At 69.7% G+C, this 25,833-nt stretch carries 22 protein-coding genes; 10 read left to right on the top strand and 12 right to left on the bottom strand.

Annotated elements, in window-relative coordinates; genetic code table 11:
- Positions 1 to 161: 161 nt before the first annotated feature.
- Both IEY60_RS23025 and IEY60_RS23020 read left to right on the top strand, forming a co-directional pair.
- Positions 162 to 1,094 carry a hypothetical protein gene (locus tag IEY60_RS23025; RefSeq protein ID WP_229740048.1) on the top strand — a complete coding sequence of 311 codons (933 nt, stop codon included), beginning with the start codon at positions 162 to 164 and terminating at the stop codon, positions 1,092 to 1,094.
- A 102-nt stretch (positions 1,095 to 1,196) separates the two neighbouring features.
- A complete protein-coding gene (locus IEY60_RS23020) occupies positions 1,197 to 2,732 on the top strand; it encodes a Rieske 2Fe-2S domain-containing protein (protein WP_189031984.1) in 1,536 nt (511 codons plus the stop codon).
- A 22-nt stretch (positions 2,733 to 2,754) separates the two neighbouring features.
- On the opposite strand, the gene IEY60_RS23015 is transcribed toward IEY60_RS23020, so the two are convergent.
- The 6 genes from IEY60_RS23015 to IEY60_RS22990 all read right to left on the bottom strand — a co-directional run bounded on the left by IEY60_RS23015 (position 2,755) and on the right by IEY60_RS22990 (position 11,966).
- Complete coding sequence (locus tag IEY60_RS23015) at positions 2,755 to 3,798, bottom strand: Gfo/Idh/MocA family protein (protein ID WP_189031974.1); 1,044 nt, start codon at positions 3,796 to 3,798, stop codon at positions 2,755 to 2,757.
- Positions 3,799 to 3,865: 67 nt separating this feature from the next.
- Positions 3,866 to 5,791 (bottom strand): protein kinase domain-containing protein, encoded by a 1,926-nt coding sequence (locus IEY60_RS23010; RefSeq protein WP_189031972.1) that lies wholly within the window; start codon positions 5,789 to 5,791, stop codon positions 3,866 to 3,868.
- The gene (locus IEY60_RS23005; protein ID WP_189031963.1) at positions 5,788 to 7,650 is read right to left on the bottom strand and encodes a serine/threonine-protein kinase; all 1,863 of its coding nucleotides are present in this window, start codon (positions 7,648 to 7,650) and stop codon (positions 5,788 to 5,790) included. Before IEY60_RS23005 ends, IEY60_RS23010 begins: the two co-directional genes overlap by 4 nt.
- Positions 7,651 to 7,666: 16 nt before the next feature.
- Positions 7,667 to 8,830 carry a DUF7373 family lipoprotein gene (locus IEY60_RS23000; protein ID WP_189031961.1) on the bottom strand — a complete coding sequence of 388 codons (1,164 nt, stop codon included), beginning with the start codon at positions 8,828 to 8,830 and terminating at the stop codon, positions 7,667 to 7,669.
- An 83-nt stretch (positions 8,831 to 8,913) separates the two neighbouring features.
- Positions 8,914 to 10,794 carry a serine/threonine-protein kinase gene (locus IEY60_RS22995; RefSeq protein WP_229740047.1) on the bottom strand — a complete coding sequence of 627 codons (1,881 nt, stop codon included), beginning with the start codon at positions 10,792 to 10,794 and terminating at the stop codon, positions 8,914 to 8,916.
- Between the two features lie 233 nt (positions 10,795 to 11,027).
- Positions 11,028 to 11,966, bottom strand: coding sequence for a DMT family transporter (locus IEY60_RS22990; protein ID WP_189031959.1), 939 nt, complete (start codon positions 11,964 to 11,966; stop codon positions 11,028 to 11,030).
- A gap of 95 nt (positions 11,967 to 12,061) precedes the next feature.
- On the opposite strand from IEY60_RS22990, the gene IEY60_RS22985 reads away from it, so the two are divergent.
- Entirely contained in the window at positions 12,062 to 12,595 is a 534-nt protein-coding gene (locus tag IEY60_RS22985) for a hypothetical protein (RefSeq protein ID WP_189031957.1), read from the top strand.
- Here IEY60_RS22985 and IEY60_RS22980 read toward each other — a convergent pair whose 3' ends face one another.
- The 3 genes from IEY60_RS22980 to serS form a co-directional block, all read right to left on the bottom strand.
- Complete coding sequence (locus tag IEY60_RS22980; RefSeq protein ID WP_189031955.1) at positions 12,596 to 13,912, bottom strand: MFS transporter; 1,317 nt, start codon at positions 13,910 to 13,912, stop codon at positions 12,596 to 12,598.
- 100 nt (positions 13,913 to 14,012) lie between these two features.
- Positions 14,013 to 15,854, bottom strand: coding sequence for a putative bifunctional diguanylate cyclase/phosphodiesterase (locus tag IEY60_RS22975; RefSeq protein WP_229740045.1), 1,842 nt, complete (start codon positions 15,852 to 15,854; stop codon positions 14,013 to 14,015).
- A 77-nt stretch (positions 15,855 to 15,931) separates the two neighbouring features.
- A complete protein-coding gene (gene serS / locus IEY60_RS22970; RefSeq protein WP_189031953.1) occupies positions 15,932 to 17,188 on the bottom strand; it encodes a serine--tRNA ligase in 1,257 nt (418 codons plus the stop codon).
- 57 nt (positions 17,189 to 17,245) lie between these two features.
- Between serS and IEY60_RS22965 the strand changes: the two genes are divergently transcribed.
- From IEY60_RS22965 to IEY60_RS22940, 6 genes are all read left to right on the top strand, one after another.
- On the top strand, positions 17,246 to 18,943 hold the full coding sequence (locus tag IEY60_RS22965; RefSeq protein ID WP_229740044.1) for an aldehyde dehydrogenase family protein: 1,698 nt from the start codon (positions 17,246 to 17,248) through the stop codon (positions 18,941 to 18,943).
- Between the two features lie 87 nt (positions 18,944 to 19,030).
- Positions 19,031 to 20,101, top strand: coding sequence for a septum formation family protein (locus IEY60_RS22960; protein ID WP_189031949.1), 1,071 nt, complete (start codon positions 19,031 to 19,033; stop codon positions 20,099 to 20,101).
- 14 nt (positions 20,102 to 20,115) lie between these two features.
- Positions 20,116 to 20,454, top strand: a complete 339-nt coding sequence (locus IEY60_RS22955; RefSeq protein WP_189032507.1) for a metallopeptidase family protein — start codon at positions 20,116 to 20,118, stop codon at positions 20,452 to 20,454.
- 110 nt (positions 20,455 to 20,564) lie between these two features.
- The gene (locus IEY60_RS22950) at positions 20,565 to 20,876 is read left to right on the top strand and encodes a PE family protein (protein ID WP_189031947.1); all 312 of its coding nucleotides are present in this window, start codon (positions 20,565 to 20,567) and stop codon (positions 20,874 to 20,876) included.
- Between the two features lie 46 nt (positions 20,877 to 20,922).
- Positions 20,923 to 22,053 carry a PPE family protein gene (locus tag IEY60_RS22945; protein ID WP_189031945.1) on the top strand — a complete coding sequence of 377 codons (1,131 nt, stop codon included), beginning with the start codon at positions 20,923 to 20,925 and terminating at the stop codon, positions 22,051 to 22,053.
- Positions 22,050 to 22,886: an ESX secretion-associated protein EspG gene (locus tag IEY60_RS22940; protein WP_189031943.1), complete on the top strand. Its 837-nt coding sequence runs from the start codon at positions 22,050 to 22,052 to the stop codon at positions 22,884 to 22,886. The genes IEY60_RS22945 and IEY60_RS22940 overlap by 4 nt, the downstream gene beginning before the upstream one ends.
- On the opposite strand, the gene IEY60_RS22935 is transcribed toward IEY60_RS22940, so the two are convergent.
- From IEY60_RS22935 to IEY60_RS22925, 3 genes are read right to left on the bottom strand one after another with little or no spacing between them, the layout of a single operon-like run.
- Positions 22,887 to 23,555, bottom strand: a complete 669-nt coding sequence (locus IEY60_RS22935) for a histidine phosphatase family protein (RefSeq protein WP_189031941.1) — start codon at positions 23,553 to 23,555, stop codon at positions 22,887 to 22,889. It abuts the gene before it with no gap.
- Positions 23,552 to 24,466, bottom strand: coding sequence for a prephenate dehydratase (pheA, locus tag IEY60_RS22930; protein WP_189031939.1), 915 nt, complete (start codon positions 24,464 to 24,466; stop codon positions 23,552 to 23,554). Before pheA ends, IEY60_RS22935 begins: the two co-directional genes overlap by 4 nt.
- Before the next feature lie 41 nt (positions 24,467 to 24,507).
- On the bottom strand, positions 24,508 to 24,927 hold the full coding sequence (locus tag IEY60_RS22925; protein ID WP_189031937.1) for a hypothetical protein: 420 nt from the start codon (positions 24,925 to 24,927) through the stop codon (positions 24,508 to 24,510).
- Between the two features lie 113 nt (positions 24,928 to 25,040).
- Between IEY60_RS22925 and IEY60_RS22920 the strand changes: the two genes are divergently transcribed.
- Entirely contained in the window at positions 25,041 to 25,802 is a 762-nt protein-coding gene (locus IEY60_RS22920; RefSeq protein WP_189031935.1) for a DUF2470 domain-containing protein, read from the top strand.
- The last annotated feature ends 31 nt before the right edge of the window (positions 25,803 to 25,833 follow it).

Below are 25,833 nucleotides of genomic sequence, written 5' to 3'. Positions count from 1 at the left end.
GGGCTGCCGTCTCCGCACGCCGCCCCGCCGGATCGCGGCGTTTACCGCGTGGGCGAATTCGCTTCGCGCGCACCGGTCTATCCCGGCGAGCCCGCTCGCCCCGACAGTCACCGCCCGCGACGAACCCGCGGGTGCCAGGCCTAGGAATGAGGAATGTCGTAGTGGAACGCGCGCAGCCGACCCCGCTTGCTCTGCCCCGTCCCCGCCCGCACCGCGCCGTCGCGCTGGCCGCCGGCCTCACCGTCACCGCGGCCCTGATCGCCGGATGCGACTCCGTCTCGGGCATCCCCGGCGACGATCCGGCCCCGGCTAGCACCACTGCCGCGACGACAACGGCGGCGCCGTCGACCACGCCCACCGCCACCCAGGCGATCGCGCCCGGCGAACCCGCCCCGAACGGGGCGACGACCAGCCTGCCCCCGCTGCCCGCCGACGCGCCACAAGTAGGTGCGGTGCCCGGCGCCGCCGACGCCGTGACCGCGGTGCGCCGCTGGGCCGCCGACCTGCAGACCGGCACGATCGCCGAGTTGCAGGACACGTGCTGGACCATCCCGCCGCGCACGGTCGCCGACATGTACGCCGACCCGCAGGCGATCCTGGCCGCGCTCAGCCAGCCGGGCACCGCGACCACCGACACCGTCACCTGGCGCAACCGCACCACCACCGTCACCGTGGAGCGCGAGTCCGTCGCCACCGGCTACGCGTGCGGGCGGGTGTTCGCGGCGGGTGTCGAGCCCGGTTACGACGAGGCCGACGCCCGGCACACCGTGCGCCGCTACCTCGCGCGCACCTCCGGCAAACCACTCGATCCGGCCGACATCGAAGCAGACCATCCACTGACCTGCAAGGCCTCGCCCGCGAGTTGGGACCCCACCGGCTCCGGCAACCCCGTAGCAGCCCCCTTGGCAGGCGACTCGGCCAAAGTAGGCAATGTCACCTCCTACGCCGGAGACGAGCTACGATCCGAGCAGGTTCGTGGCGACTACCTGGAAGTTCACGTCCCCGTGACCACCTCCCCCGGGGGCACTCGGACGCGCACTTTCACGGTTGTCGCGACCGCTGAGGGCTATTGCATCGGTGACGTAACGATATAGCCACTACCCTGGTTGGCTGGTACGCCGAAGCAGCCAGGGGGCCTGCGGCGGTAGCTCGCCCTTGATCCGGCGAATCAGATCCTGGTAGGAGGAACCAAGCTCGTGCAGATCACCAGCGTCGGACACGCCGGCTTCCATATCCGCACCACGGCCGGGACGATCCTGTGCGATCCCTGGGTCAATCCCGCCTATTTCGCGTCGTGGTTCCCGTTCCCGGACAACTCCCAGCTCGATTGGGAGTCGCTCGGCGATGTCGACTACCTGTACGTCTCGCACCTGCACCGCGACCACTTCGACGCCGCGCACCTGCGCAAGTACGTCAACAAGGACGCGACGATCCTGCTGCCCGACTACCCGGTGCCGGATCTGCGCCGCGAACTCGAGGCGCTCGGCTTCACCAAGTTCTTCGAGACCGAGGACTCGGTCAAGCACACCGTCACCGGGCCCAAGGGCTCGCTCGACATCATGATCGTGGCGCTGCGCGCGCCCGCCGACGGTCCGATCGGCGACTCCGGCATTCTCATCTCCGACGGTGAGACCACCTGCTTCAACATGAACGACGCGCGCCCGGTGGACATGGACGTCATCCACGACGCGTTCGGTGACATCGACATCCACCTGCTCCAGTACTCGGGCGCCATCTGGTACCCGGCGGTGTACGACATCCCGGCGCGCACCAAGGCCAACTTCGGCAAGCAGAAGCGCCAGCGCGGCATGGACCGCGCCCGCTCCTACATCGAGCAGGTCGGCGCGACCTGGGTCGTGCCATCGGCGGGTCCGCCGGTGTTCCTCGACCCCGAACTGCGCTACCTCAACGACGATCGCGGCGAGGAAGGCAACATCTTCCCCGACCAGATCGTGTTCCTCGAGCAGATGGAGATCCACGGCAACGCCGGCGGCATCCTGATGATCCCGGGTTCGGTCGCCGACGTGCGCGGCAAGGAACTCGACCTCGAGCACCCGTTCGATCCGGACCGGATCTACGGCGACAAGGCCGCCTACATCGCCGAGATGGCCGAGCGTTTCGCTCCGGTCCTCGCGGCGGAGAAGGCGTCGTGGGAGATCGGCGATGGTTCGCTGCTCGAACCGCTGCGTGAGCTGTTCGAGCCGATCATGAAGCAGTCCGCGCTGATCAGCGACGGTATCGGCTACCCGGTCGGCCTGGTCATCGGCGACGAGACCGTGGTGCTGGACTTCCCGCATCGCACCGTGCGCGAGCCGCTCGAGGGCGAGGGCCGCTACCGCTACGGCTTCCGGATCGCGCCCGAGCTGGTGCGCACCGTGCTGCGCGACAACGAACCGGACTGGGTCAACACGATCTTCCTGTCCACCCGGTTCCAGGCGTGGCGCATCGGCGGCTACAACGAGTTCCTCTACACCTTCTTCAAGTGCCTCACCGACGAGCGCATCGCCTACGCCGACGGCTGGTTCGCCGAGGCGCACGACGACTCCGCCGTCACCGAACTCGACGGCTGGGAAGTCCAGCGCCGCTGCCCCCACCTCAAGGCCGACCTCTCGAAATTCGGTGTGGTGGAAGGCAACAACCTCACCTGCAACCTGCACGGCTGGCAGTGGGACCTGGAATCGGGCCGCTGCAAGACCTCCAAGGGCCACGAACTGCGCTCACGCAAGCTCTGACCCCGGAGGCGAGGAGCGAGGTTCAGGGCTCGGCCGGGCCCGCTACGTGGCGGGCGTATTCGAGGATGCGCAGGGTTTCCACTGCGTCGCGTGGGTCGACGGGGACGGGGGCGTCGTCGAGCAGGGCGGCGGCCATGCCCGCGTAGAAGGCGGGGTAGTCGCCGGGAGCTGTGGGGATCGGGCGCAGGTCGTCGCCTGCGCCGAAGATTCCCCACTTCTCGGATCGGACTGTGCCCCAGGGGTGTCCATCGTCCGGGCGGCGGCCCGCGCGCAACGCGTCTTCCTGCGGGTCGAGGCCGAAGACGGTGTAGGCGTTGGTGGAACCGACAACTCGCATGCGTGGGCCCAATTGCGGTGCGACGGAACTCATCCACAGTTGTGAGCGGGTGCCGGAGGCGTGGGTGAGGGCGATGAAGGCGTCGTCGTCGGCCTGCACGCCGGGACGGCGGCGGTCGAGTTCGGCGTAGAGCTCGGTGACCGGGCCGAACAGGGTCAGCGCCTGGTCGACCAGGTGACTGCCCAGGTCGAACAGAATGCCCGCACCGGCATCGGCCTCGCCCAGTTCACGCCAGCCGCCCTTGGGGACCGGGCGCCAGCGTTCGAAGCGGGACTCGAAGCGGCGGACCTCGCCCAGCTCCCCCGCGTCGATCAGACCGCGCACTGTCAGGAAGTCGTTGTCCCAGCGGCGATTCTGGAAGACGCTCAACGGCAAGCCCGCGCGCTCGGCCGCCCTGACGACTTCGTCGGCGTCGGCCGAGGTCACCGCGAACGGCTTGTCGACGACGACCGGCAGCCCGGCGGCCAGCGCCTTCAGCGCCAGGGGCGCGTGTGAAAGGTTGGGCGTGGCGATCACCGCGAGGTCGATGTCGTCGGCTGCGGCGAACAGCTCGTCGGTGGTCGGCCACACCCGCACACCGGGATGCTCCGCCCGCGCCTGCTCGGCCCGCTCCTGCGACGAGGTCACCACCGCCGCCACCCGCAACCGCGGATCGGCCGCGATCAGCGGTGCGTGGAACACCGATCCGGCCAGGCCGTATCCGACTACCGCTACCCCGAGCTGGTCCATCGCCGTCCCTTCGTGGTGGGTTCCCCGGGAACGAGTATCCACCCCGGACCGACGGCGAGCGGGGACCTCAGCGGGTGGGCAACCGCTCCACCGCCGAGCGCAACACCGCGGTGGCGATCGCGCAGTAATCCTCGCGGAAGCCTTCGGTACCGTGCACGGACACCTCGATCGTCTCCTTCTCGGATTTCGGGGCGAGGTAGGCCCTGGTGCAGATGGCCTTCGCATTGCCCTCGTCGACGAACATCGTGAAACCGTCGACGGAGATCGTCACCAGGTCGTCGCCCGAGGTGTATTTGCTGCTGCTGACCAGTTTCACGCTGAGTTGCACGCGGGCATCCCACTGGCAGGTGTGCGCGTCCGCGATCGAGGGTTCCGGCGGCAGCTCGCCGATCTTGGCCGTGACGAGGTCACGATCGAGCAGGGGGCACGGCTCGACCAGTGCCAGGGACGACTGCCGGTTCTCGGCGCGCGGCGCGGTCGACAGCGATCGGGCGATGTTGGCGGCGATGTAGTCGATGCCGTCGCACTCCTTCCCGCCGTTCGCCGGCGAGAGAGTGATGACGATGCCCGCCGGGCTTTCCGCCCCCGGACTGGCGATGGCCCGCGTGCAGGATGCCGAACTGCCGTCGATGATCGGCACACCGTCGACGATGTTCCGGTGGGGCGTCAGGTACGTGTCCTCGGCTCCCAGAGCCAGGCTCAGGATGTTGCGGTTGGAGCTGGCGTGGCAGCCCCAGGAAGAGGACGGCTGTAGTTTCCAGGTGTCGGCTGCCAGCGGAGTCGGCGCGACCGGGACGGCGTCGCCGAGGGCCGAGCCGAGCCAGGCGCAGGCATCGATCTGCCGCAGTTGGGCGAGGGTCAATCCGGTCACCGGGGGCGGGATGGTTTCCGGTCGCGTGGCGGCAAAGGTGATGCCACCGACGACGAGCAGCAATGCCGCCAACCCGCCTGCCACCCCGCGCCGACGGCCCGGCGTTGCCGCGCGCCAGCGCTGCCGACCGGATCGCATTGCGCGCCTGCCGGTTTCGAGCGCGGTATGCCCGACGCGGGAGAGGACTTCGGTCCACGGCCGGGCCGGTGGAGTCTCCGGTGCGACGATCGGCGGTAACGCGGCGAGCAGGGCCGACACCTGGTCCTGCTGGCGGCCGATGTCGTCGAGCACCGGCGCGGGCCACGGTGCGGGCGCCGCGGGCGGGCCGCCGAGGTAGTCCAGGATCTGCCCCGGCGTCGGCCGGGCCGCGGGGTCCTTGCGCAGGCACGCGGCGATCAGCTCGAACAGCGGTTCGGGTACCTGGCTCAGATCCGGTTCTCGCTGAGCGATATTGAACAGGGTGTACGGCACCGACGGCGCGGCGAACGGCGCACTGCCCGACGCCGCGAAGGCGAGCACCGACCCGAGCGCGAAGACATCGGCCGCCGGGGTGATCGACAGGCCGAGAGCCTGTTCGGGCGACAGGAAGTCCGGAGTACCGAGGGTGGTCACGCTCCCGGCCGACGGTGGTCCGGCGACCGGCGTGATGCCGATTTCGCCGAGCCGACCGCTGTCGCGCGCCAACAGCACCGAATCGGCCCGGAGCCGCTGATGCACCAGGCCCGCGGCATGCACGGTGCGCAGCGCGGCGGCCAACGCGGCGGCGAGCGCGCGGACGGCGGGCACCGGCAGCGGGCCGTGTTCGGCGACCGCGCGGTCGAGCCGCACGCCGGGCACGAAGGCCGAGGCGAGCCACGGCTTGTCGGCATCGGCGTCGACATCGATCACCGTCGTGTTGGTAGCGCCGCGGACACGCATCTCGGCAACTGCACTGTGCCGCATCCTGATCCGGAACTCGGGCTCGTCGAGCAACTCCGGCTGGGCCTGCCGCACGACGACCAGGGAGTCGTCGGGCCCGGCCGCGAGCAGCGTGTGGAACCCGACGGCCGATTCGAGGGCCCCCAGGACGCGATAGCGTCCGATGGTTTCGGGTTCGCCGGGACCACGCCGGCGGATCGTCATGAGGTGGGCAACTTCGGGAGAACGGGGGCGAGCAGCGTGGCCGCGGTGTCGCACAGCTTCGACGACTCGGGCTCGGGCCGGTACGGGGAGAACATGACGCTCACCTGTTCGGCCTGGTTGTCCCGGCTCGGCCGGGTCATCACGACCAGCTCGCAGTAGCTCGCGTTCTCGGTCTGCACATACACGAGGTGCTCCCCGATCTTCCTGGTCGGTCGCACCTTGCCACCGGTCACGTTGTCCGGGCGGAGGCGATCGTCGATGCCGAGTGCGGCATAGCCGCCCGGCCCGTCGGCCGTGCAGCCGTGCACCGTGCGGGCGCGGACCGCATCACCGACCACCGAGGCGGTGACCGGCCTATCCATCAGCGCGCAGGCATCGAGCAACAGCACCGAGTCCGCCGGGAGCTTCTTCTGCGGTGGGTTGACCGCCAGCCGCCGGACCACCGCGCCGAGTGCGCGTTCCGCGGCGGGACACGCGTCGCCATCCGGTGACTGAGCGCTCATCGTCAGCGCCATCGGCAGCCCGCTCTGCGTCACGACCGTGCGATCACAGATGCGGGCCTCCTTGTTCCTGCCGAGCACCGGCATCCAGTCGATGGTGCTGCCCATGGGTTGTTTGCCGCGCTTGATCTCGGCGATCGGGGTACCGGTCTCGAGGGTGAAGTACACCTTGCTACCGGCCGGATCGCGATAGAAGATGCTGCAACCACTCACGCCCTTCGGCACGAGTTCGCCTGCCGCCGTGCCGAGTTCACCGAGCACCGGCGGCTTCATCAGCTCGCAGACATCGAGCCGGCGGCTCTCCTCGGCGGACAGCGCCAGCGGCGGGTCGTCCATCGCGACCGCGTTGCCCTCGACGCCGAAACCCACCATCGCGACGGCGCCGAGCACCACCGCCGCCACCACGGCGGCGATGGGGACCAGGCGCGGCCGCACCCGCCCGGCCTGTTCGTCGGCCACCGGTTCGGCCATCGCGGTGCCGTCGGCCCAGCGCGCCGCCTCGGCGGAGTATTCGCCGATTCGCCTTCGGATACGAACCGGCCACACCGGCTCCGCCGCGATCCCGCTCGCCGCGTCGAGCAGCTGCTCGGGTGACGGGCGGTCCGCCGGATCCTTCGCCAGACACGCCTCGACCATCCCGCGGATCGGCTCGGGGATGGCGGTGGTGTCCGGGGACGTGTAGAGCACGTTGTAGAGCACCTGCGGCGTCGACGCGGCATCGAACGGACTCCGGCCGGTGGCGGCCATCGCCAGGATCGCCCCGACCGCGAACACATCCGACGCCGGTGTGAGCGAACGGCATTCGGCCTGCTCGGGCGACATGTAGGCGGGCGAGCCGATCACCGCGCCGGTGGCGGTGAGCGTGACATCGTCCTCGAGTGCCCTGGCGATACCGAAGTCGATCACCCGCGGCCCGTCGTTGGTCAACAGGATGTTGCTCGGCTTGAGGTCACGGTGCACCAAGCCGGTGCGATGGATCTCGAGCAGCGCCATCGCCAACCCGGTCGCCAGCAGCTTCAGCCCGCTCACCGTCAGCCGGCCGAACTCGCCGACCATGTCCTGCAAGGACGGACCGGCGATGTATTCCGAAGCCAGCCAGGGCGTTTCGGACTCGGCGTCGTGGTCGACGACACCGGCGGTGTAGGCGCCGGTGACCTGCTGGGAGGCGAGTACCTCACGGCGGAACCTGGCCCGGAACTCGGGGTCGCCGGTGAACTGGCGGTGGATCTGCTTGACCGCGACCAGCCGGCCGTCCGGGCTCCGGCCGAGCAGCACCTGTCCCATCCCACCGCGGCCGATCACGGCGAGCAGGCGATGCCGGCCCAGCTGTTCGGGGTCTTGCGGGCCAAGCGGTTTCATCGCGTCGTCTCCCGTCTCACCGGGATCCGCTCAGCAACGCGTACTGCGCGACCGCCAGTTGCCGGACATCGGATTCCTGATTGCTGTACATGCGAACGACGAACTCGTTGCGGCGCACCACGCAGACGAACCGACGGGCGGCACTCACCTCGGTATTGGGGCGCGCCGCACGAAAGCACGACACACCGGCGAGGGCGGGCGCGGTGATCGCCGTGTAATCCGCGGCGAGCAGCACCTTCTCCTCGTTCTCGGCGTGCGTCTGCGCGGCGTCCTGATCCTTCGCGCGGTGCAGGAACTTGTTGTGCGCCACCGCGACCGCGTCGATCGAGCTCGCTTCGAAATCCCGCAGGCGTGCCGAGGGCTTGTCGAGGAGCAGCGCGTAGGACCGTGGTCCGTAGACCATGAATTCCCAGCGGTCGGGCCAGTATTCGCCGGTCTTCACCATCCGGGTCAGCAGGTGCCCGCTGTCGAGTTTCAGCGTCGCCAGGTCTGCGGGGGGAGTCGGGACGAAGGTGTCGAGTTCGGCCAGCTGTGCGCGGTAGGTGCGAGTGAGCAAGTCGGTCAGCACCTCGGCGCGCGGATCGATGACCTTCGCGTACACCCGGATCACCAGGTTCTTCCACACCAGCCAGCTGCCGACCGTCGGAACTCCGGGTCGCCAATGACTCAGCGCCGCCGGGTATTCGGGCAGCGGCGGCAGCGGCGCGTTCTCGGCGTTGGCGCCGAAGTCGGCTGCGGCCATCGCGTGCGCGGCGGCGCCTGCCTGCTCCGCGTCGGGCAACGACAGGATCGTGATCGACAGCAACTTGTGCTTCTGCTCGTTGTCGAGCTGGCCGTTGCTGCCGATCGCGCCGAAGCCGGCCAGGACGTCGAATGGATCGAGCGCCGTCTTCTGCACACCGGAGAGCAGCTCGTCGACCCCGTTCGGCCCGACGACCACGCCGCCGCCGTCACCCTCGATCAGGTCGGGGTCGACGCGGTCGGCGAACAGCAGTCGCTCACCGATGCGCACCGATTCCACCAGCGAACCGCGCACGCGGCTCGGCGCGTCGTCGAAGTCGCCCGGCACCGGTTCCAGCGCATACCCACCGTGATCGAGTGCCGCGGGTTCGTCACCGCACGCCGCGGTGAGCAGCGCGAGCGACAGCAGCGCCGCGAGACAACGCGACCGGTAACGCACGAGCATTCCCCTCCGACCGGCGAACTGAACGCCGGCCCCTCCCGAACTCTGCCGTGAAACTATCACCCGCGGATCGCCCGCCGCTACCGCGCGGGCAACCTGCCGGCAGCCTGCTTCACGAGAGGGTCGGCGACCTTGCACAACGCCGTCGTGTTCTGCTTCGGATCACTGACCAGCATCTCGACGACCTCGGTGAAAGTCTGGCCGACATTGCGGAATCGGTATAGCCGCTGACATTCGGTCGCCGACACTGACGATACGGCGACCCGGGGATCGATCACCACGACACCATCCCCGATATCGATCACGTCCTCTTCGGCCGATGTCTGCGGCCTGGCCGGTTGTGAGAGCGTGATTCGCACGTTCGTATCGCCGGTCCACTCGCAGACATGGGCGGACTTCGCGACGCCCGGCGTCGGCCTGTCCACCAGCGCACAGGGATCGACCGAGGACAGCGACTGCTGCGCGGTGGGATCGGCGCGCAGCTCGCCGAGTGACGCGGTGAGCCGGCCGACGACGTGCTCGGCGAGCGAGCAGGAATCGCGGGTGAAGGTGTCGACCGTGATCCCCCACCGCTGCCCATCCGCGCCACCCTCGATCGCGAGGGCACAGTCGTCACCGCGGCGAACCAGCGCGTATCCGTTGACGACCCCGGCGCCGGATTCGAATCCGTCCAGTGCGGCGCCGATTTCGACCGCGATGCGGCCACCGCCGGAACTACCGTCACAGCCCCAGCTCGACGTCGACTGCCAGCGCCAGGAGGAAACGTCCGAGGATGCCTTGACGGCGACGGCCGCGGGCAGGGTCTGGCCGAGACTCTGCTGTAGCCAGGTACACGCGTCGATTCCGCGGAGCCGATCGAGAGCTGGGAGGGTCGCCGACGGTGCGGCAGACGGAGACTCGGATTCGCCACCACGCAGGACTACCGCGGTCAGCGCGGCGACGAGCACCGCCGCTCCCGCCGCGACGAGTCCCAGTCGCAGTGCGGTACGGCGCTTCTGGTGCGGCGCCGTCGGCGGCGTGCCCGCGGGTGGCTGGATCGGCATGTGTGCGGGAACGATCTGTGTTGCTTCGGGATCCGAGGTCAGCGCGACGAGATTCCTGGTCTGCTCCGCTATTTCGGTGTGAATCGGCGACGGCCACGGTTGCGGCTGGACCGGCAGGACACCGAGGTAGTCCAGGATCTGGCCCGGCGTCGGCCTGGTGTGCGGATCCTTGCGCAGGCAACCGGCGATCAACTCACGCAGCGGTGCGGGTACCTGGTCGAGTTGCGGTTCGCTGTGGACGATGTTGAACAGGGTGTAGGGCGCCGATGTCGCCGCGAACGGGCTCTGGCCGGTGGCGGCCATGCACAACAGGGAGCCGAGGGAGAAGACGTCGCTGGCCGAGGTCACCGGTTCGCTCATCGCCTGTTCCGGGGACATGTACGCGGGTGAGCCGACGACGGCGCCGACCTCGGTGAGCTGGGCGCCGGTGCCGACCGCCTGGGCGATGCCGAAGTCGATGACGCGTGGGCCGTCGGCGGCGAGGATCACGTTGGCGGGCTTGAGGTCACGGTGGACCAGGCCGGTGCTGTGGATGGAGTGCAGGGCGGAGGCCAGGCCGGAGGCGAGGGTGCGCAGGGCCGGGACGGGCAGTGGGCCGTGTTCGCGCACTGCCTTGTCGAGGGGCACGCCTGCGATGAATACCGAGGCCAGCCAGGGTGTTTCGCCGCTGGTATCGAAGTCGACGACCGCGGCGGTGAAGGCGCCGGATACCCGGGCGGATATGGCTACTTCGCGTTCGAAGCGCGCGCGGAATTCGCGGTCGTCGAGCAGATGGGTGTGGATCTGCTTGATCGCGACGAAACGTCCGTCCGGGCCGGTGGCCAGCACGACGCGGCCCATGCCGCCCGCGCCGAGCACACCGTGGATCCGGTAGCGGCCGATCATCGGCGATTCGCCCGGCGACAGCGGCTCGATCACTTCGGTACTCCCCCACTTCGATCCCGCCATCGCGGGCGAGTTCGCCACGATCGTTCGGCGAGCTCGGTTCGTTCGCGAGCAACCTAACACCCGGCGCCGTCGCCCATCTGGCCGCGCGGCCAGGCGTTGACCGCCGACTGCGCTGAGCATTCACCACATGCACCGATGGTTCCCCGCGTGGCCGATTAGCGGGAACGTTCAGCGCGGTGGTCGACGGATCGTCGGTGGTGACGCTAGCTACCACCCGTCTGCGTCGCTCGGCTCGCCACCACCACCGCACCGAGCACGATCGCGCAGCTGAGAACCGCGGTGGCCGACAGTCTTCCGTCCGCGGCGTCGAGCAGCAGCGCCGCGACGAGCTGGCCCGCCACCGAGGTGAGGCCGAGGAGCAGGACGCCGATCAGGCCGACGGTGACCGCGGCGAGGGCGATGAACGCGACGCCGATCAGGCCGCCGAGGTAGAGCCACGGGGCCGTCGGGAAGTGCGCCGGGAAGTCGGCGGTGAGCAGGGTGTACACGTCGAACAGGCAGAGCGCGACCAGGCCGACGGCGAAGTTGATCAGGGTGGCCGGGAAGGGACCGCCGACCGCGCCGACCCGGCCGTTCACCGCCTGCTGCCAGGCCAGGCCGATGCCTGCCAGCGCGGGCAGCACGATGAGCAGGGCATCGGATACCCCGGTTGCCGCGGGGGCCGGGCCGGAATTGCCGCCCGCCGAGAGGAAGACGCCCGCGATGCCGAGGACGGCGGCGACCACCCGCCACGGGGTGATCGATGTCCGGCCGTTCGGGGCGAGGCCGAGGCGGTCGACGACGAGGCTGCTGAGCAGCTGACCGGCGACGACCGCGACGGTGAACGCGGTGACGCCGATGGCGGCGATCGTGAGTCCCTGACTCGCGACGAAGAACGCCCCGCACAGACCGCCGAGCAGCTGCCACGGCCGCACGGTGCCGTCGGCCACGGCGGTACGCACGCTCGCGAGGCCGGACCGGAAGGCCGGACTGGCCGCCAAGGCGATCAGCAGCACGAGCAGGCCGGTGCCGAAGCTGATCGTTGCGGCCGCGACACCGTCACCCAGCTCGGCGCCGAGCGCGCCGTTGATCCGGCCCTGCACCGCGACACCGGCACCGATGCAGAATCCGAAGACCAACCCGAGACCGTTGCGCCCGACCACCGCGTCCTTCCGTCAGCTCGCCGTCGTAGCTTTCGACAGTAGACTGACCTGCGACTCCGGCGGCTGTCCGGATGGTTCGGCAGGGGGCGAAAACGATGTCAGCGGCCAGGGTTCCGATGCTGTCCCATCCGGTGATCGACGCGGTGCTGGAGCGTCATCACGCGGCGCTGGGCGGGGACGAACGGACCTATCGCCATCACGTCTATCGCTGTGCCAACTACCAGCGGGAACTGCTCGGCGGCGAACTTCCCGACACCGCCGCCCTGGCCTGGGCCGTGCACGATCTCGGGATCTGGACGGCCGGCACGTTCGACTATCTCGGGCCGTCGGCCGACCTGGTCGACGGGTTCGCGGCCGAATTCGGGATCACCGAACCGGAGCTCGCGCAGACGATGGTGCTCGAGCATCACGGTGTGCGGGCGCGGACGGATCCGCTGGTCGAGACGTTCCGGCTGGCCGACCGCGTCGATGTCGGCCACGGCGTGCTGCGTGGACGCATCGATGCGGAGTTCATCGCGCAGGTCGTCGAGCGGTTTCCCTATGCCGGGTTCCATCGGTTCCTCGTGCGCAGCGGGCTCCGGCACCTCGTGCGACATCCCCTTCGTCCGCTGCCGATGCTGCGGTGGTGATCAGTCGTCGTCCGCCCGTGGCGGCAGCCAGCTCGGGGTGAGCAGCGCGGACACGAGCAGGACCGTGCCGAGCAGGGCGATCGTGGCCGACATCGTCAGCCACTGGGTGGCCGCGGCGACGAAGCCGAAGACCAGCAGGGCCACGATCTCCGAGAGCAGGCCGGAGAACGAGAGGACGGTCGCGCGCGCACGGCCCTCGATGGCGGCCTGCAGGCGGGCGCCCGCCACCACCTCGATGTTGAAGTCGATACCGTAGGCGATGCCGATCCCGGCGAAACCGACCCACAGCAGCCACGGGCCTGCCGTGAGCGCGGCGCCCACCGCCAGCGATCCCGCGATGAACAGGATTCCGGCGAGGAACAGCGCGACGGCCAGCCAGCGGGCCGGGACGACTTCGGTGCGGCCTGCCAGCACGGAACCCACGAGCGAGCCCGCCACCGTCACGGCGACCAGCAGCGCGGAGGTGCTGGTCGAAGCACCGCCGGAGACCGCGAGCAGACCGAAGTACTCGTCGAAGGCGGTGACGCCATAGAGCAAGGCGCCCAACAGGACTCCTCGGCGAACCCGGCGAACCCGGAACGCCTCGGCGGTGCCGGTGCGCAGCATGGTCACGTAGCGGGACAGTCCCCCGGGCTCGGCGCCGGACATCGACTGCGACGACCCAGGGACGACGTGTGGCCCGGCAGTGCCCGGTGGCTCGTCGTCGAGGTCGTCGACGGCGCCGGCGGAGATGGCGACCGGCGCGCTCGGCAGCGCGACCGCGGTCAGCGTGTGCAGCAAGGCGATACCGACGCTGACCCAGCCGACCAGCGGATAGCCACCGAGCGCGAACAGCGGCGCGGCCGCCAGAATCGCCACCAGCACCGTGGTTTCCTGCGCACCGCGCGCCCAGCCCATGATCGAGGCGTAGGCCGACGGTTCGCCGCGGACGACGAGGTCGTCGTAGATCAGCGCCTCGAACGTGCCCGATTCCAGGGACGAGGCGACACCCCACACCACGAATCCCAGCGCGAATCCGAGGAACGACGGCGCCAGCATCCACAGCGCGAAGCAGGTCGCCTGCAGGAGCGAACTCAGAACCAGCAGCGCACGCCGGGAGACGGTGTCGGCCCACGCGCCCGACGGAACCTCCAGCACGAACGCGGTCACCGACCAGAGGGCGAGCAACAGGGAAATCTGCGCAGTGCTCAGGCCGTGATCGGCGAACAGCACGCCGTAGAGGGCATAGATCGGCAGGAGGTCGCGCGTGCCCTTGAACAGGACCGCGCGAATGGCGACCCCGCGGACGCCGACCGGTTCACGGGTCAACCGTGACACCACCGCCGCACCGAGTCGTCGGAGCTCCGAAGATCAACAGCCGTAGATGAGCATGCGCATGCGTCCATGGTTCGCCGCGCACGCGCGGTGCGTCAAGCGATTATCCGAGGGGGATCCAGCCGCTCTCGGACAGCGAATCGTCGTCGTCGGAGGTGCCGATCCGCGGTTTACCGTCGTTGAGGTCGTTGAGGTCGTTGATCAGTTCCGAGACCGGATGCGAATCGCTGTAGTGGTAGCCCTGGGCCAGCGCGAAGCCGAGCTCGGTGAGGACCGCCGCCTGGTATTCGGTTTCCACGCCCTCGGCGATGACCTGCAGATCCAGCGACTTGCTGAGCGCGGCGATGACACCGAGCAGCGGCGGCGCCGGCGAATCGGAGCGGATCGCGGCGACGAAGGACTGGTCGACCTTGAGGATGTCGCTGGGGATGGTGGCCAGGCGGCTCAGCGAGGAGTAGCCGGTGCCGAAATCGTCGATGGCGATGCGCACGCCACGGTCGCGCAGAGTGTGCAGGTTGGTGATCGCGGTCTGCGATTCGGCGGCCAGTTCGCTCTCGGTGACCTCGAGGACGAGCTGGTCGGCGGGCCAGCCGGTGTCGTTGAGGATGGTCGCGACCCGCTCGGCGTAGTCGGGTTCGGCCAGTTCCAGGCCGGAGACGTTGACGTTGAGGGTCAGGTCGAGCGAGGCGAAGCTTTCCTGCAGGCGGGCGGCGTCGGCGCAGGCACGGCGCAGGACCAGCTCGTCCAGGTCGGAGATGAGGTCGTATTCCTCGGCGACCCGGATCAGGCCCTCGGTGGTGACCTCGGGCTGGGCGTTCGACGACCAGCGCAGCAGCGCCTCGACACCGACCGCCTGGCCGCCGTCCTCGGTCAGGCTGACGATCGGCTGATAGTGCACGTCGAGGGCGCCGCGGTCGATCGCCTCGCGCAGCTCCACTGCCAGCGGCAGCTGCCGCGACGACTCGAGCACCGTGCGGTTGCGGCCTGCCTGCTTGGCCCGGTACAGGCCGACATCGGCGCGGCTGATCAGCAACGAACCGGATTCGCCCGGCTGCCAGGAGGTGACACCGGCCGAACAGCCCATGGTCACCGCGGCGCGCAGTTTCTCGGTGAGCAGGATCGCGGCCTGCTCGGTGGTGCCGGGCAGCAGCAGCGCGAAGACGTCGCCGCCGAGGCGGGCCAGCACCTGGTCGGGGGCGAGCAGGTCGAGCCAGGTGTCGGCGACCCGCTGCAGGACCGCGTCACCGGCCCGGTGGCCGAGGTGATCGTTGATCTTCTGGAAGCGGTCCAGGTCGACCAGGACCAGGGCAAGGCCCTGACCGCTGCGGCCCGCCGCATCGATCGCGGGGTTGAGCTGCTTCTCGAAGCCGCGCCGGTTCAGCAGACCGGTGAGCACGTCTATGTCGGCGTCCGAGGCCATCCTGGTCAGGATGCCGACGACCACGCCCGCGCCGAAGGTGACGCCGGCCGGGATCATGCCCGACCACCACGGCAGGCCACGGTCGGGCAGCACCCACAGGCACAGCACCATGGCGAAGCCGATGTGCGCGGCGGCCTGCGGCCAGGCGAAGAACAGCGCGGCATCGCAGGCGACGAAGACGTAGAACGAGGCCAGCGTGATGCCGCCGACCAGGTTCGGGAAGGAGTGCACCGCGATCGTCACCAGGACGGTCGCGGTCGCCAGGTAGAGGTGGTGCAGGGTGTGCGGCATCCGCGGACCCCACGCCAGCAATGTCAGACCGAGCACCAGCGCGACCGCGGCCGCCGTACCGACCAGCAGCCGACTACCGTCGTCACCCGGTGCGATGGCAGTGATCGTCAGGCCGAGGACACCGCCGAGGACGTAGAACGCCCCCGTTGTCCTGGCCATGACCTTTGCCGTCGCCAACGCCGATGCCGCCCGCACCCGGGTTCGGGTATCGCCGCGCGCCCCGATTCCTCGCACGAGCACCAGCCTAGATGTTGTTCGGTCAGGGCGTTTGCCACATCAACAAAAGTGATTCCGGCAAACAGTGAAGAGCTCTACGGTTTCAGTACGTCGGTGCCGACGAACGGCACCAACGCCGCGGGGACCCGCACCGAACCGTCGGCCTGCTGATGGTTCTCCAGGATCGCGACGATCCAGCGCGTGGTCGCCAGCGTGCCGTTGAGCGTGGCCGCGACCTGCGGCTTTCCGTTCTCGTCCCGGTAGCGGATCGAGAGCCTGCGCGCCTGGAAGGTGGTGCAGTTCGAGGTGGAGGTGAGCTCGCGGTAGGTCTGCTGGGTCGGCACCCAGGCCTCGCAGTCGAATTTGCGGGCCGCCGAGCTGCCCAGATCGCCCGCGGCCACATCGATCACCCGGTAGGGCACATCGATCGCGGCCAGCATCTCGCGCTCCCAGGCCAGCAACCGCTGATGCTCGGCATCGGCCTGCTCGGGGGTGGTGTAGACGAACATCTCCACCTTGTCGAACTGGTGCACGCGGATGATGCCGCGGGTGTCCTTGCCGTAGCTACCGGCCTCGCGCCGGAAACACGACGACCAGCCCGCGTACCGCTTCGGGCCCGCGCTCAAGTCGAGGATCTCCTCGGCGTGGTAGCCGGCCAGCGGCACCTCAGAGGTGCCGACGAGGTACAGATCGTCGTCGGCCAGGTGATAGACCTCGGCCGAATGCTGGCCGAGGAAGCCGGTGCCCGCCATGATCTCCGGGCGCACCAGCACCGGCGGGATCATCATGGTGAAGCCGTTGGCGACGGCCTTCTGCGCGGCCAGCTGCAACAGGCCCAGCTGCAACAGCGCGCCCGCGCCGGTGAGGAAGTAGAACCGTGAGCCCGACACCTTGGCGCCGCGCTCCATATCGATCAGGCCGAGCGACTCGCCGAGCTCGAGGTGATCCTTGGGCTCGAAGTCGAACTCCGGCGGGGTGCCGACGGTCTCGAGCACGATGTAGTCGTCCTCGCCGCCCGCGGGCGCGCCCTCCTGCACCACATTGGAGATGGCGCGGTGCGCGGCATCGAGATCGGCGTCGGCCGCGTTCTGGGCGACCTCGGCCTCCTTGACCTTGGCGGACATGTCGGTCGCGGCGGCGAGCAGCGACGGGCGCTCCTCCTTGCTCGCCTTGCCGATCACCTTGCCCATCGCCTTGTGCTCGGCACGCAACGTGTCGGCGGTGGCGACCGCGGCCCGGCGCGCGGCGTCGGCTTCGAGCAGGGCGTCGACGAGAGCGGGGTCCTCACCGCGGGCCCGCTGCGAGGCTCGGACGGCTTCCGGGTTCTCGCGCAGGAATCGGAGGTCGATCATAGGAAAACAGCCTAGTAGCTGATGCCTTGTGGCCGGAACAGGGGCATAGTTGCCGGTGTGAGTACTACTTTCGACACCGCCGTCATCGACAACGCACTCGCCGATCTCACACAAGGGGAGAAGACCTGGGCCGCGACGGATCTGCGTCGCCGCCGCGAACTGCTCGAGGAACTCCACGCGCTCACCGCCCGCAACGCCGAGGCCTGGGTCGCGGCCGCCTGCACCATCAAGCAGCTGCCCGCCGACAGCCCGCTGGCCGGTGAGGAGTGGATGTCGGGCCCGATGACGATGCTCGGCGGCGCGCAGGCGCTGGCCGAGTCGATGGCCGCGCTCGAACGTGGCGCGAGCCCGCTCGACGGTGTCGAGTTCGGTACCGCGCCCGGCGGCCGCGTGTCGGTGCCCGCCCTGCCGCACAGCGGCTACGACAGGCTGCTGCTCAACGGGTTCAGCGCCGATGTGTGGCTGCGGCCCGGCGTCGACGCGGCGACCGCGCGGCGCAAGGCGGGCCTCGCCCAGCTCGACCCGGCCGCGACCGGTGGCGTCGGGGCCGTGCTCGGCGCGGGCAACATCATGTCGATCGCGCCGCTGGACACCCTCTACGAGCTCTACGCCAACAATCGGGTCGTCGCGCTCAAGCTCAACCCGATCACCGATCCGCTGCTACCGGTGTTCCAGGCGATCTTCGCGCCGTTCATCGCGATCGGCGCCGTCCGCATCCTCACCGGTGGCGCGCCGGAGGGCGGCTACCTGGTGAACCACCCGCAGGTCGCGCACGTGCACATGACCGGCGGCGCGCCCACCCACGACGCGATCGTGTGGGGCCCCGGCGAGCAGGGCGCGCAGCGCAAGCAGACCGGCGAGCCCGCGCTGGACAAGCCGATCACCAGCGAGCTCGGCGGCGTCGCGCCGTGCATCGTCGTCCCGGGCGACTGGACGGCGGCCGACCTGAAGTTCCAGGCCGAGCACGTGGCGACCCAGCGTCTGCACAACGGCGGCTACAACTGCGTCGCGGCGCAGACCGTGGTGCTCAGCGCGGACTGGCCGCTCAAGGAACAGTTCCTCACCGAGCTGCGCTCCGCGATCGATAACGCGCCGTCGCGTCCCGCCTACTACCCCGGCAGCGGCGGGCGGGTCGAGGGCGCGCTGGCGGACTACCCCGGTTCCGAGCGGGCCAACGGCCGGGTCCTGGTCGAGAACCTGCCGACCAGCGACACTCCGCTGTTGCGCACGGAGTACTTCTCCCCCGTCCTCGGCGTGGTCGAGCTCGCGGGCACCGGCGACGAGTTCCTGCGCAACGCGGTCGATTTCGCCAACGAGGAGCTGATGGGCACGCTCGGGGCCAACATCATCGCACACCCGGCGACCATCAAGGAACTGGGCGACAAGCTCGACTCCGCGATCGAGGACCTGCGCTACGGCACCGTCGCGCTCAACTCCTGGACCGGTCTGGCCTTCCTGACCCCGCGCGCGAGCTGGGGCGCCTTCCCCGGCCACACGCTCGACGACATCCAGAGCGGCATCGGCGTCGTGCACAACGCCTTCCTGCTCGACGACGTGGAACGCACCGTGGTGCGCGGACCGTTCCGGCCCGCACCGCGCTCGATCCTGCGCGGCGAATTCACCACCACCCCGAAGCCGCCGTGGTTCGTCTCCAACAAGACCGGAACGGCCACCGGCCGCAAGCTGACCGAGTTCTACGGCGACGGCAAGCCGACCCGCCTGCTCGGCATCTTCGCCTCCGCCCTGCGGGGCTGACCTCGACCGGGGCCCGGGACGTGCGTTCGGACGTTCCGGGCCGAAGGTCGTGGCACAGCCGCGACCGCGCTGCCATGATGGACCGCGATGTCTGAACAGCAGAGTGAACCAGCCAAGGGACCGGCGCCGCGCCGCGCCGCCGATTCGCTGCACCTGTCCGCGAACAAACTGCGGTGGGGGCTGCTGATCGGCGCGCTGGGCGCGGTGATCGCGGCGATGGTCACCATGGTGGTCACCGGGTTCGAGAACGACACCGGCCTGGAGGCGCATCAGCCCGGGTCGGCGCCGGTGATCAGGGACAAGGAGTTCAGCAGCGCGAACGAGGGCGACTGCCTGAGCTGGACCAAGGCCGACCGCAGCGATCTGGTGAAGGTCAACTGCGCGGACAAGCACCTGTTCGAGGTGGCCGGGGTCGTCGACCTCAGCGCCTACCCGGGGCGCGAGTTCGCGGGCGGCACCAGGCACCCCGACTCGCTGCGGATGACCGAGCTCAGGGACGAGCACTGCGTCCCGGCGGTGCAGCGGTACCTGGGCGGGCGCTTCGATCCGCGCGGCCGGTACATGGTCAACGTGATGTCGCCGAGCCCGGCGGGCTGGCAGCACGGCGACCGGACACTGCGCTGCGGTCTGCAGGTGGCGGGCACCTCGGCGAGCCCGGCCGCGACGGGCAGCATCTCGGGCCAGGACCAGTCGAAGGTGCACGCGACCGGCACCTGCCTCGGCATCAACCAGAACCTGCCGACCGATCCGGTCGACTGCGCGCAGCCGCACGCGGTCGAGATCGTCGGCACCGTCGACCTGGCGGCCAACTTCACCGGCGGACCGCCGTCGGAAGCCGATCAGGACAAGTTCGTCGAGGCCGAATGCAACCGGCTCTCCACCGACTATCTCGGCAGCCCGGACGCCATTCGGAACAAGACGCTGACACTGTTCTTCGACTATCTGGAACCGACCAGTTGGCTTGCGGGAAGTCACAAACTGGATTGCTGGCTCGGAAAGGGCTCCGACCGTGAGGGTTTCGCGCCGATCGTCGGTTCGGCGCGCGGCGAGATCCTGATCGACGGGCAGGCACCGGTGCCGCCGCCGAACACCGGCCGCTCCACCCCGGCGCCGCTGCCGGGCGCCGCACCGCTGCCGCCGCAGCCGAAGCCGCGGTGACCGGGCCTGCCAGGATGTCGCCGGAACGGTTCGAGGAGCTGGTCGGCGACGCGCTCGACCTGATCCCGCCCGAACTGGCCGGGGCCATCGACAATGTCGTTGTGCTGGTCGAGGCTAGGAACGACGAGGAACCCTCGCTGCTCGGGCTGTATCACGGGATCGCGCTGACCGACCGCGACAGCTACTACGCGGGTTCGCTTCCGGATACCGTGACCATCTATCGAGAGGCTATTCTCGACATCTGCAACACCGACGACGAGGTGGTCGAGGAAGTAGCGATCACCGTGATCCATGAAATAGCACACTATTTCGGGATTGACGACGACCGGTTGCATGAGCTGGGATGGGGCTAGCGAAAATTGGGTGGGGAATCGATGGAACCGAACGACCCGCTCTCGCGTCCTATCACTCGTAGGGGGAATTCTCGTGGTTCCCGTTAGTCGCCACCAGAAGGAGTCGGGTCATGGTCGGACACGTTCTCGTCACACCTGAAATCGTCCTCGCCGCAGCCGCCGAGCTGGATCTGCTCGCCGAGCGGCTCGCCGTGGCCGCCGGCCTGGCCGGGCCAACCACGCACGTGCTCCCCTCGGGAGCCGAAGAGGTGTCGCTGCTCGCGGCGTCGCACTTCAACAGGGCTGCCGCCACGCACGACAGCTCGGTCGCCCAGGGCATCCTCGAGCTGCATCACGCGGCCGCGACCCTGCGCTCGCAACTGGTCACCAACATCGGCGAAGACCTCGCCGAAGCGGCGGCGATCACCGCCATCCAGGTGTAGCCGTACCCGATCCGTCGACGATCATTCATTCAGGGGAGAAACAAGCATGACCGCAGGGATCACCGGGGTCTTCTGGCTGCCGCGTATGGCAGAAGTCAACTCGACCACGCTCAACGCGGGCGCACACGCGATTCCGATCTCGGCCGCGGCCACCTCGTGGGGCACGCTGGCCGCCGCGTGGGGCGATGCCGCCTTCACCGTGACGCGCGTGATCGCCGAGATCGGTGTCGGCCTGCAGGGCGTCAACGGTCTCGCCGTGCTCGCCAAGCTCGCGCCCTTCGGCGCCTGGGCGGGCCAGCAGGGCATCATGGCCGCGGCGATGAGCGCCAAGGCCACGGCCAACGCCACCGCCTACACCGTTGCCTCGCTCGCCATGCCGAGCCTGCCCGAGATCGCCGCGACCAACACCGCGGTCGCCGTGTCGGCCAACCCGCCCGGCGTCGTCTCCGGCGCGTTCGAGGCCGCCGAGGTGGCCCGCCACGCCATGGACATCCGCGCCGCGCTGGTGATGGAGACCTACGAGGCCGCCACCACGGCCACCGTCACCACGCCGGGCGAGTTCTCGATGCCGCCGACGATCGCCAGCGGTGCCGGCACCGCGGCGCAGGGCGATTTCGGCGGTGACCCGCTGTCCACCGCGGTCGCCGCGGCGCAGGCCTTCGTCACCAACCCCGGTGTCGTCAGCGCGGCCACCCAGGCGGCCAATGTCGCCGGTGGTGTCGTCAGCAGCGGTGTCGGCACTGTCGGCAACCTCGGCGCCTCCGCCATCTCGGCCGCCACCACGGCGACCATGCCCGCGGCGGCCACCGCCGCGGCTCCCGCCATGGCAGGCGTCGGCGCTGCCGGTGCCGCGGCGGGCGTGGCGACCTCGGCGGCCGGCCTCGGCGGTGTCTCGCTCGCCCCCGGTCAGCTCAAGATGCCCGAGGGCTGGGGCGCTCCGGCCGCGAGCGCGCCCACGGCCGCTCCGGTCAGCGAGTCGGTCGTCTCCCGCGTCGACAGCGCGCCCGTGCGCAACACCGGCGCCGCCGCCAACCCGCTGCTCGGCAACCGGGCCGACGGCGAGGACGACGACGAGCACGACGCCATCGACTACGGCCGCTCCAGCGAGCCCTTCACCGACGGCCGCTACACCGCCGAAGGTGTGATCGGCGCCGACCTCGCCGGAACGGCCAAGTGACGGTTCTCGGCGGGGGCAGCGGGGGTTCACTGCTCGAGGCCGTCGTGCTCTCGCTCGACGACATGCAGTTCCTCCTGGAGAAGCTGCAGTTCGACGAGATGCCCGTGGTGCTCGACGCCATGGGCCGCTACGACCATGTCGCGGCGCACGACGCGGCCATGCAGGCTGCCGAGGCCGCCCTCACCGAACGCGAACTGCTGTTCGGTGAGGTGGTGGCGCCCGAGCTGGCCGAGCGCCTGCGGGTGCTCTACCGGCCGCAGTGGATCATCGCGCTGCGGTGGGTTGTCCAGGGCCACGTGAACCGGTTCTGTCTGGCGCAGGGCGACGACCGCGCGGTCGTCGCCCTGCGCGGGCCGGAGTCCTACGTCATCGATGACGCGGGCCTGGACCTGCCCGGCGCGGTACTGCAGGCGCTCGGGCAGTCCGAAGCGCTCGAGCTGTACGGGATGAACGCTCCCACCGAGGAACTCGCGCCGATCTTCGGCGACACCGGCGACGTCGCGGCCACCACGGAGCGGCTGAGCAAGATCGGCAAACCGGCCACCGACGCGCCCGCGCTCGCCTCGGCACTGGTGGAGATCCACTCCTACGCCGAGATCGTCGGCGTCGCCTACGGTGACGGCACCCGCGACATCCAGGACAACCACATCGCCGTGTTCAACACGCGCGCAGGCAGATTCATCATCACCGCCAGCGTCGCCGACGACGGCGTGAAGTGGTCGTCCATCGCCTCCGGCACGAACGCGCGCCTGCGGACCGCGGTCGCCGATCTCATCGAGTCACTGCCGATCCGCACCGAATTCCCGGCCGCGAAGGCCGACAACCTGGGGTAATCACCCCATCGGGTCGTCGGCCGTCGGCTCGGCCTTGACCGTGAACGGCGGCGTGAACCTGCCCCAGCGCAGGCACTCCCAGCCGCCGTCCTCGGTGGGCAGCAGTTCGATCGTCTCGGTGTTGTCGAGGTGGTTGTTCGTCGTGAACGGCGGCGCCACCCCGGCCAGCGTCTTGGCGACCAGCCGCATGGCGGCGCCGTGGTTGACGACCACTACGTCACCGTCGGCGTCGCCGGTCAGGAACTCCGTGCGCAGCCCTTCGAGCACCGGCACGATCCGGTCGAGCACCTCGTGACCAGATTCGCCGCCGGGCGCCCTGATATCGAGTTCGCCGATATGCCAGCCGCGGTAGATCTGCTGGAAGAAGTCGTGCGCCTCCGGGTCCGAGCGCCCGTGCAGCTCGCCGACCTGCACCTCGAACAGACCGTCGAGAACATGGACGGGCGAGCCGGTCGCCGCCTCGATGTAGCTCGCTGTCTGCCTGGCGCGCAGCGCCGCCGACGACACCAGCACCTGCGGCGCGCGCACCAGGCTCGCGCCGAACGCTTTCGCCTGTGCCACACCACGTTCGGTCAGCGGGAGGCCGGGCACCTGGGTATCGAGGATCTTCGCGACGTTGCCCTCGGTCTCGCCGTGCCGCACCAGCACCAGCTTCGCGCGTGTCGTCATAGGTCAGCGACCCCCTTTCGCAATTGCGTCAACCATTCTGCGGCAGGTTCGTCCGACGGGGGCGGCGTTCCGACTGCCGAGTACGCGGGCCACGATCCGAGGAACCGGACCTGCGCCGTGCGATGCAATGCCTTCAGCGTCTCCGCGACCGCCGGATCGTCGAGGTGCCCGACGCAGTCCAGGTAGAAGCGGTAGGTACCCATCGAGGTGCGGGTCGGCCGCGACTCGATCCTGGTCAGATCGACTCCGCGCGTGGCGAATTCGGCGAACGCGCGCATCAGCGAGCCGGGCTCGTTCGGCAGTTCGAGCACGATCGAGGTGCGATCGGCGCCGGTCGCGTGCGGCGCGACGCCAGGCCGCGTCACCAGCACGAACCGGGTGATCGCCTGGTCGTGGTCGGCCACTCCGGCGGCCAGCGTGGCCAGTCCGAGCCGTTCGCCCGCCAGCGCGGTCGACACGGCGGCGTCGGCGGTTCCCGCGGCCACGTCCTCGGCGGCGGCCGCGTTGGAGGCCGACGTGAACGGCCGCGCGTCCGGCATGTTCCGCGCCACCCACTGCCTGACCTGCGCGGCCGCCACCGGGTAGGCAGCCAGCGTGCGCACCTGGTCGAGAGTGGTGCCGTGGCGCGCCACGATCGTGAAGGCCACCTCGAGCTCGGTCTCGGCGATGATCTGCAACCGCGGCCCGATGGCCAGCGAATCCAGCGTCGCCGGAATCGATCCCTCGACGGAACTCTCGATCGGCACCACCGCGCCGTCGACATCGCCGGACCGGATCAGATCGAGCGCCGCACCCTGACTCGGCGCGGCTACCCGCTCGACCGGGCCGTCGAAGGCCCCCGAGTTCTCGAACTTCGCCAGAGCCATCTCGGTGAACGTCCCGGACGGCCCGAAATACGCAATACGCGGCACACAGAAAGATTAGCTGGATCGTTGTCCGAAGTCGGCCCGGCTCAGGAATCCAACACCAGGAGAGCATCCATGATCGCCTGCTCATCACCGGTTTCGATGGCGAGCAGAACCGTCCGGGTTGCTTCGATGGCCGGCGGCTTGAGCGCGGTCAGGAATTCGACATCGGGATTCGCGAGGGCGGTCGGGATGTCTTCGCCGCACAGGGCGGCGACGGTGCCGGCAACGATGGCGACGGCACGGTGACCGTCGGCGGTGCGGGCGACGAAGCCGTGGTCGGCGTGGGCAATGCGGACCAGGAACGCCGCCAGCTCGGCATCGGGGATGTCGACGTCGACGACTTCCGCGGTGTCCGGCGCGCTGCCCAGCGGTCGGACCAGGCCTGCCACCAGACTGCGGCGGGCGGGCGTCGACAGGGTGACCAGGACGGGTTCGGCGGGAGTCACGTGGTCGTCGTGCGTCATCAGACCACCGTAGATGCGGGATTTTCGGCGATTCTGCGGGGTGTCCCTCTTGCGCGATCGGTCGCGGTAACTTAGCTTAGGTTTACCTAAACAACAGTTCGCGGAGGTTGTCAATGTCGAGCCCCACCACGATCCTCGCGCCGACGACCGCCGAGCGCGTCCGCAGCGCGTGCGCGCACGCGGAGACGGCGATGCTCGCGCTGCCCGGCATCGATCCGGTGCCGACCACGCTGCATCACCTGCGCCGGTGCGGCGACGCGGTGATCGCGGTGCCCGCGGGCTCGCTCGCTGCGGCCTTGGCCGCGACGGCGAACGAGACATCCGCGGTGCTCGAACTCACCGATCACGCGCCGCTGCCGCTGCGCGAGCCGGTCCGGGCGCTGGTGTGGTTGCGCGGCTGGGTGCGGCAGGTGCCCGAGCAGGCGCAGCGCGCGCTCGCGATCGAGATCGCCAAGGAGTTCCCGCATCCGGGCCTGCTCGATGTCGGGCACGGGGTCACCCTGCTGCGCGTGGTGGTGAATTCGGCGGTGCTGGCCGACACCTCCGGCGCCGAATCGGTCGACCACGCCGACCTGCGCGCCGCCTCGCCCGACCCGTTCTGCGAACTCGAGAGCGCCTGGCTGCAGCACATGGCCGAGGACCACGCCGACATCGTCGCGCAGCTGGCCCGGCACCTGCCGACCCGGCTGCGCGGCGGGATGGTGCATCCGCTGGCCATCGACCGCTACGGCCTGACCCTGCGCGTGGAGAGCACCGAGGGCGACCACGACGTTCGCCTGCCCTTCGCCGCGCCCGCCGACGACGTCGAATCGCTGAGCAAGGCGGTGCGCATCCTGGCCGGATGCCCCTTTCTGAACGGCCTGCGCCGCATCTGAACCCGCTCCCGGGCTCGGCGCACTGCGGGCT

Origin of the sequence: Nocardia rhizosphaerihabitans, from assembly GCF_014646295.1 — a bacterium.
Lineage (GTDB): Bacteria > Actinomycetota > Actinomycetes > Mycobacteriales > Mycobacteriaceae > Nocardia > Nocardia rhizosphaerihabitans.
This window is presented reverse-complemented; position numbering and strand designations above follow the sequence as displayed.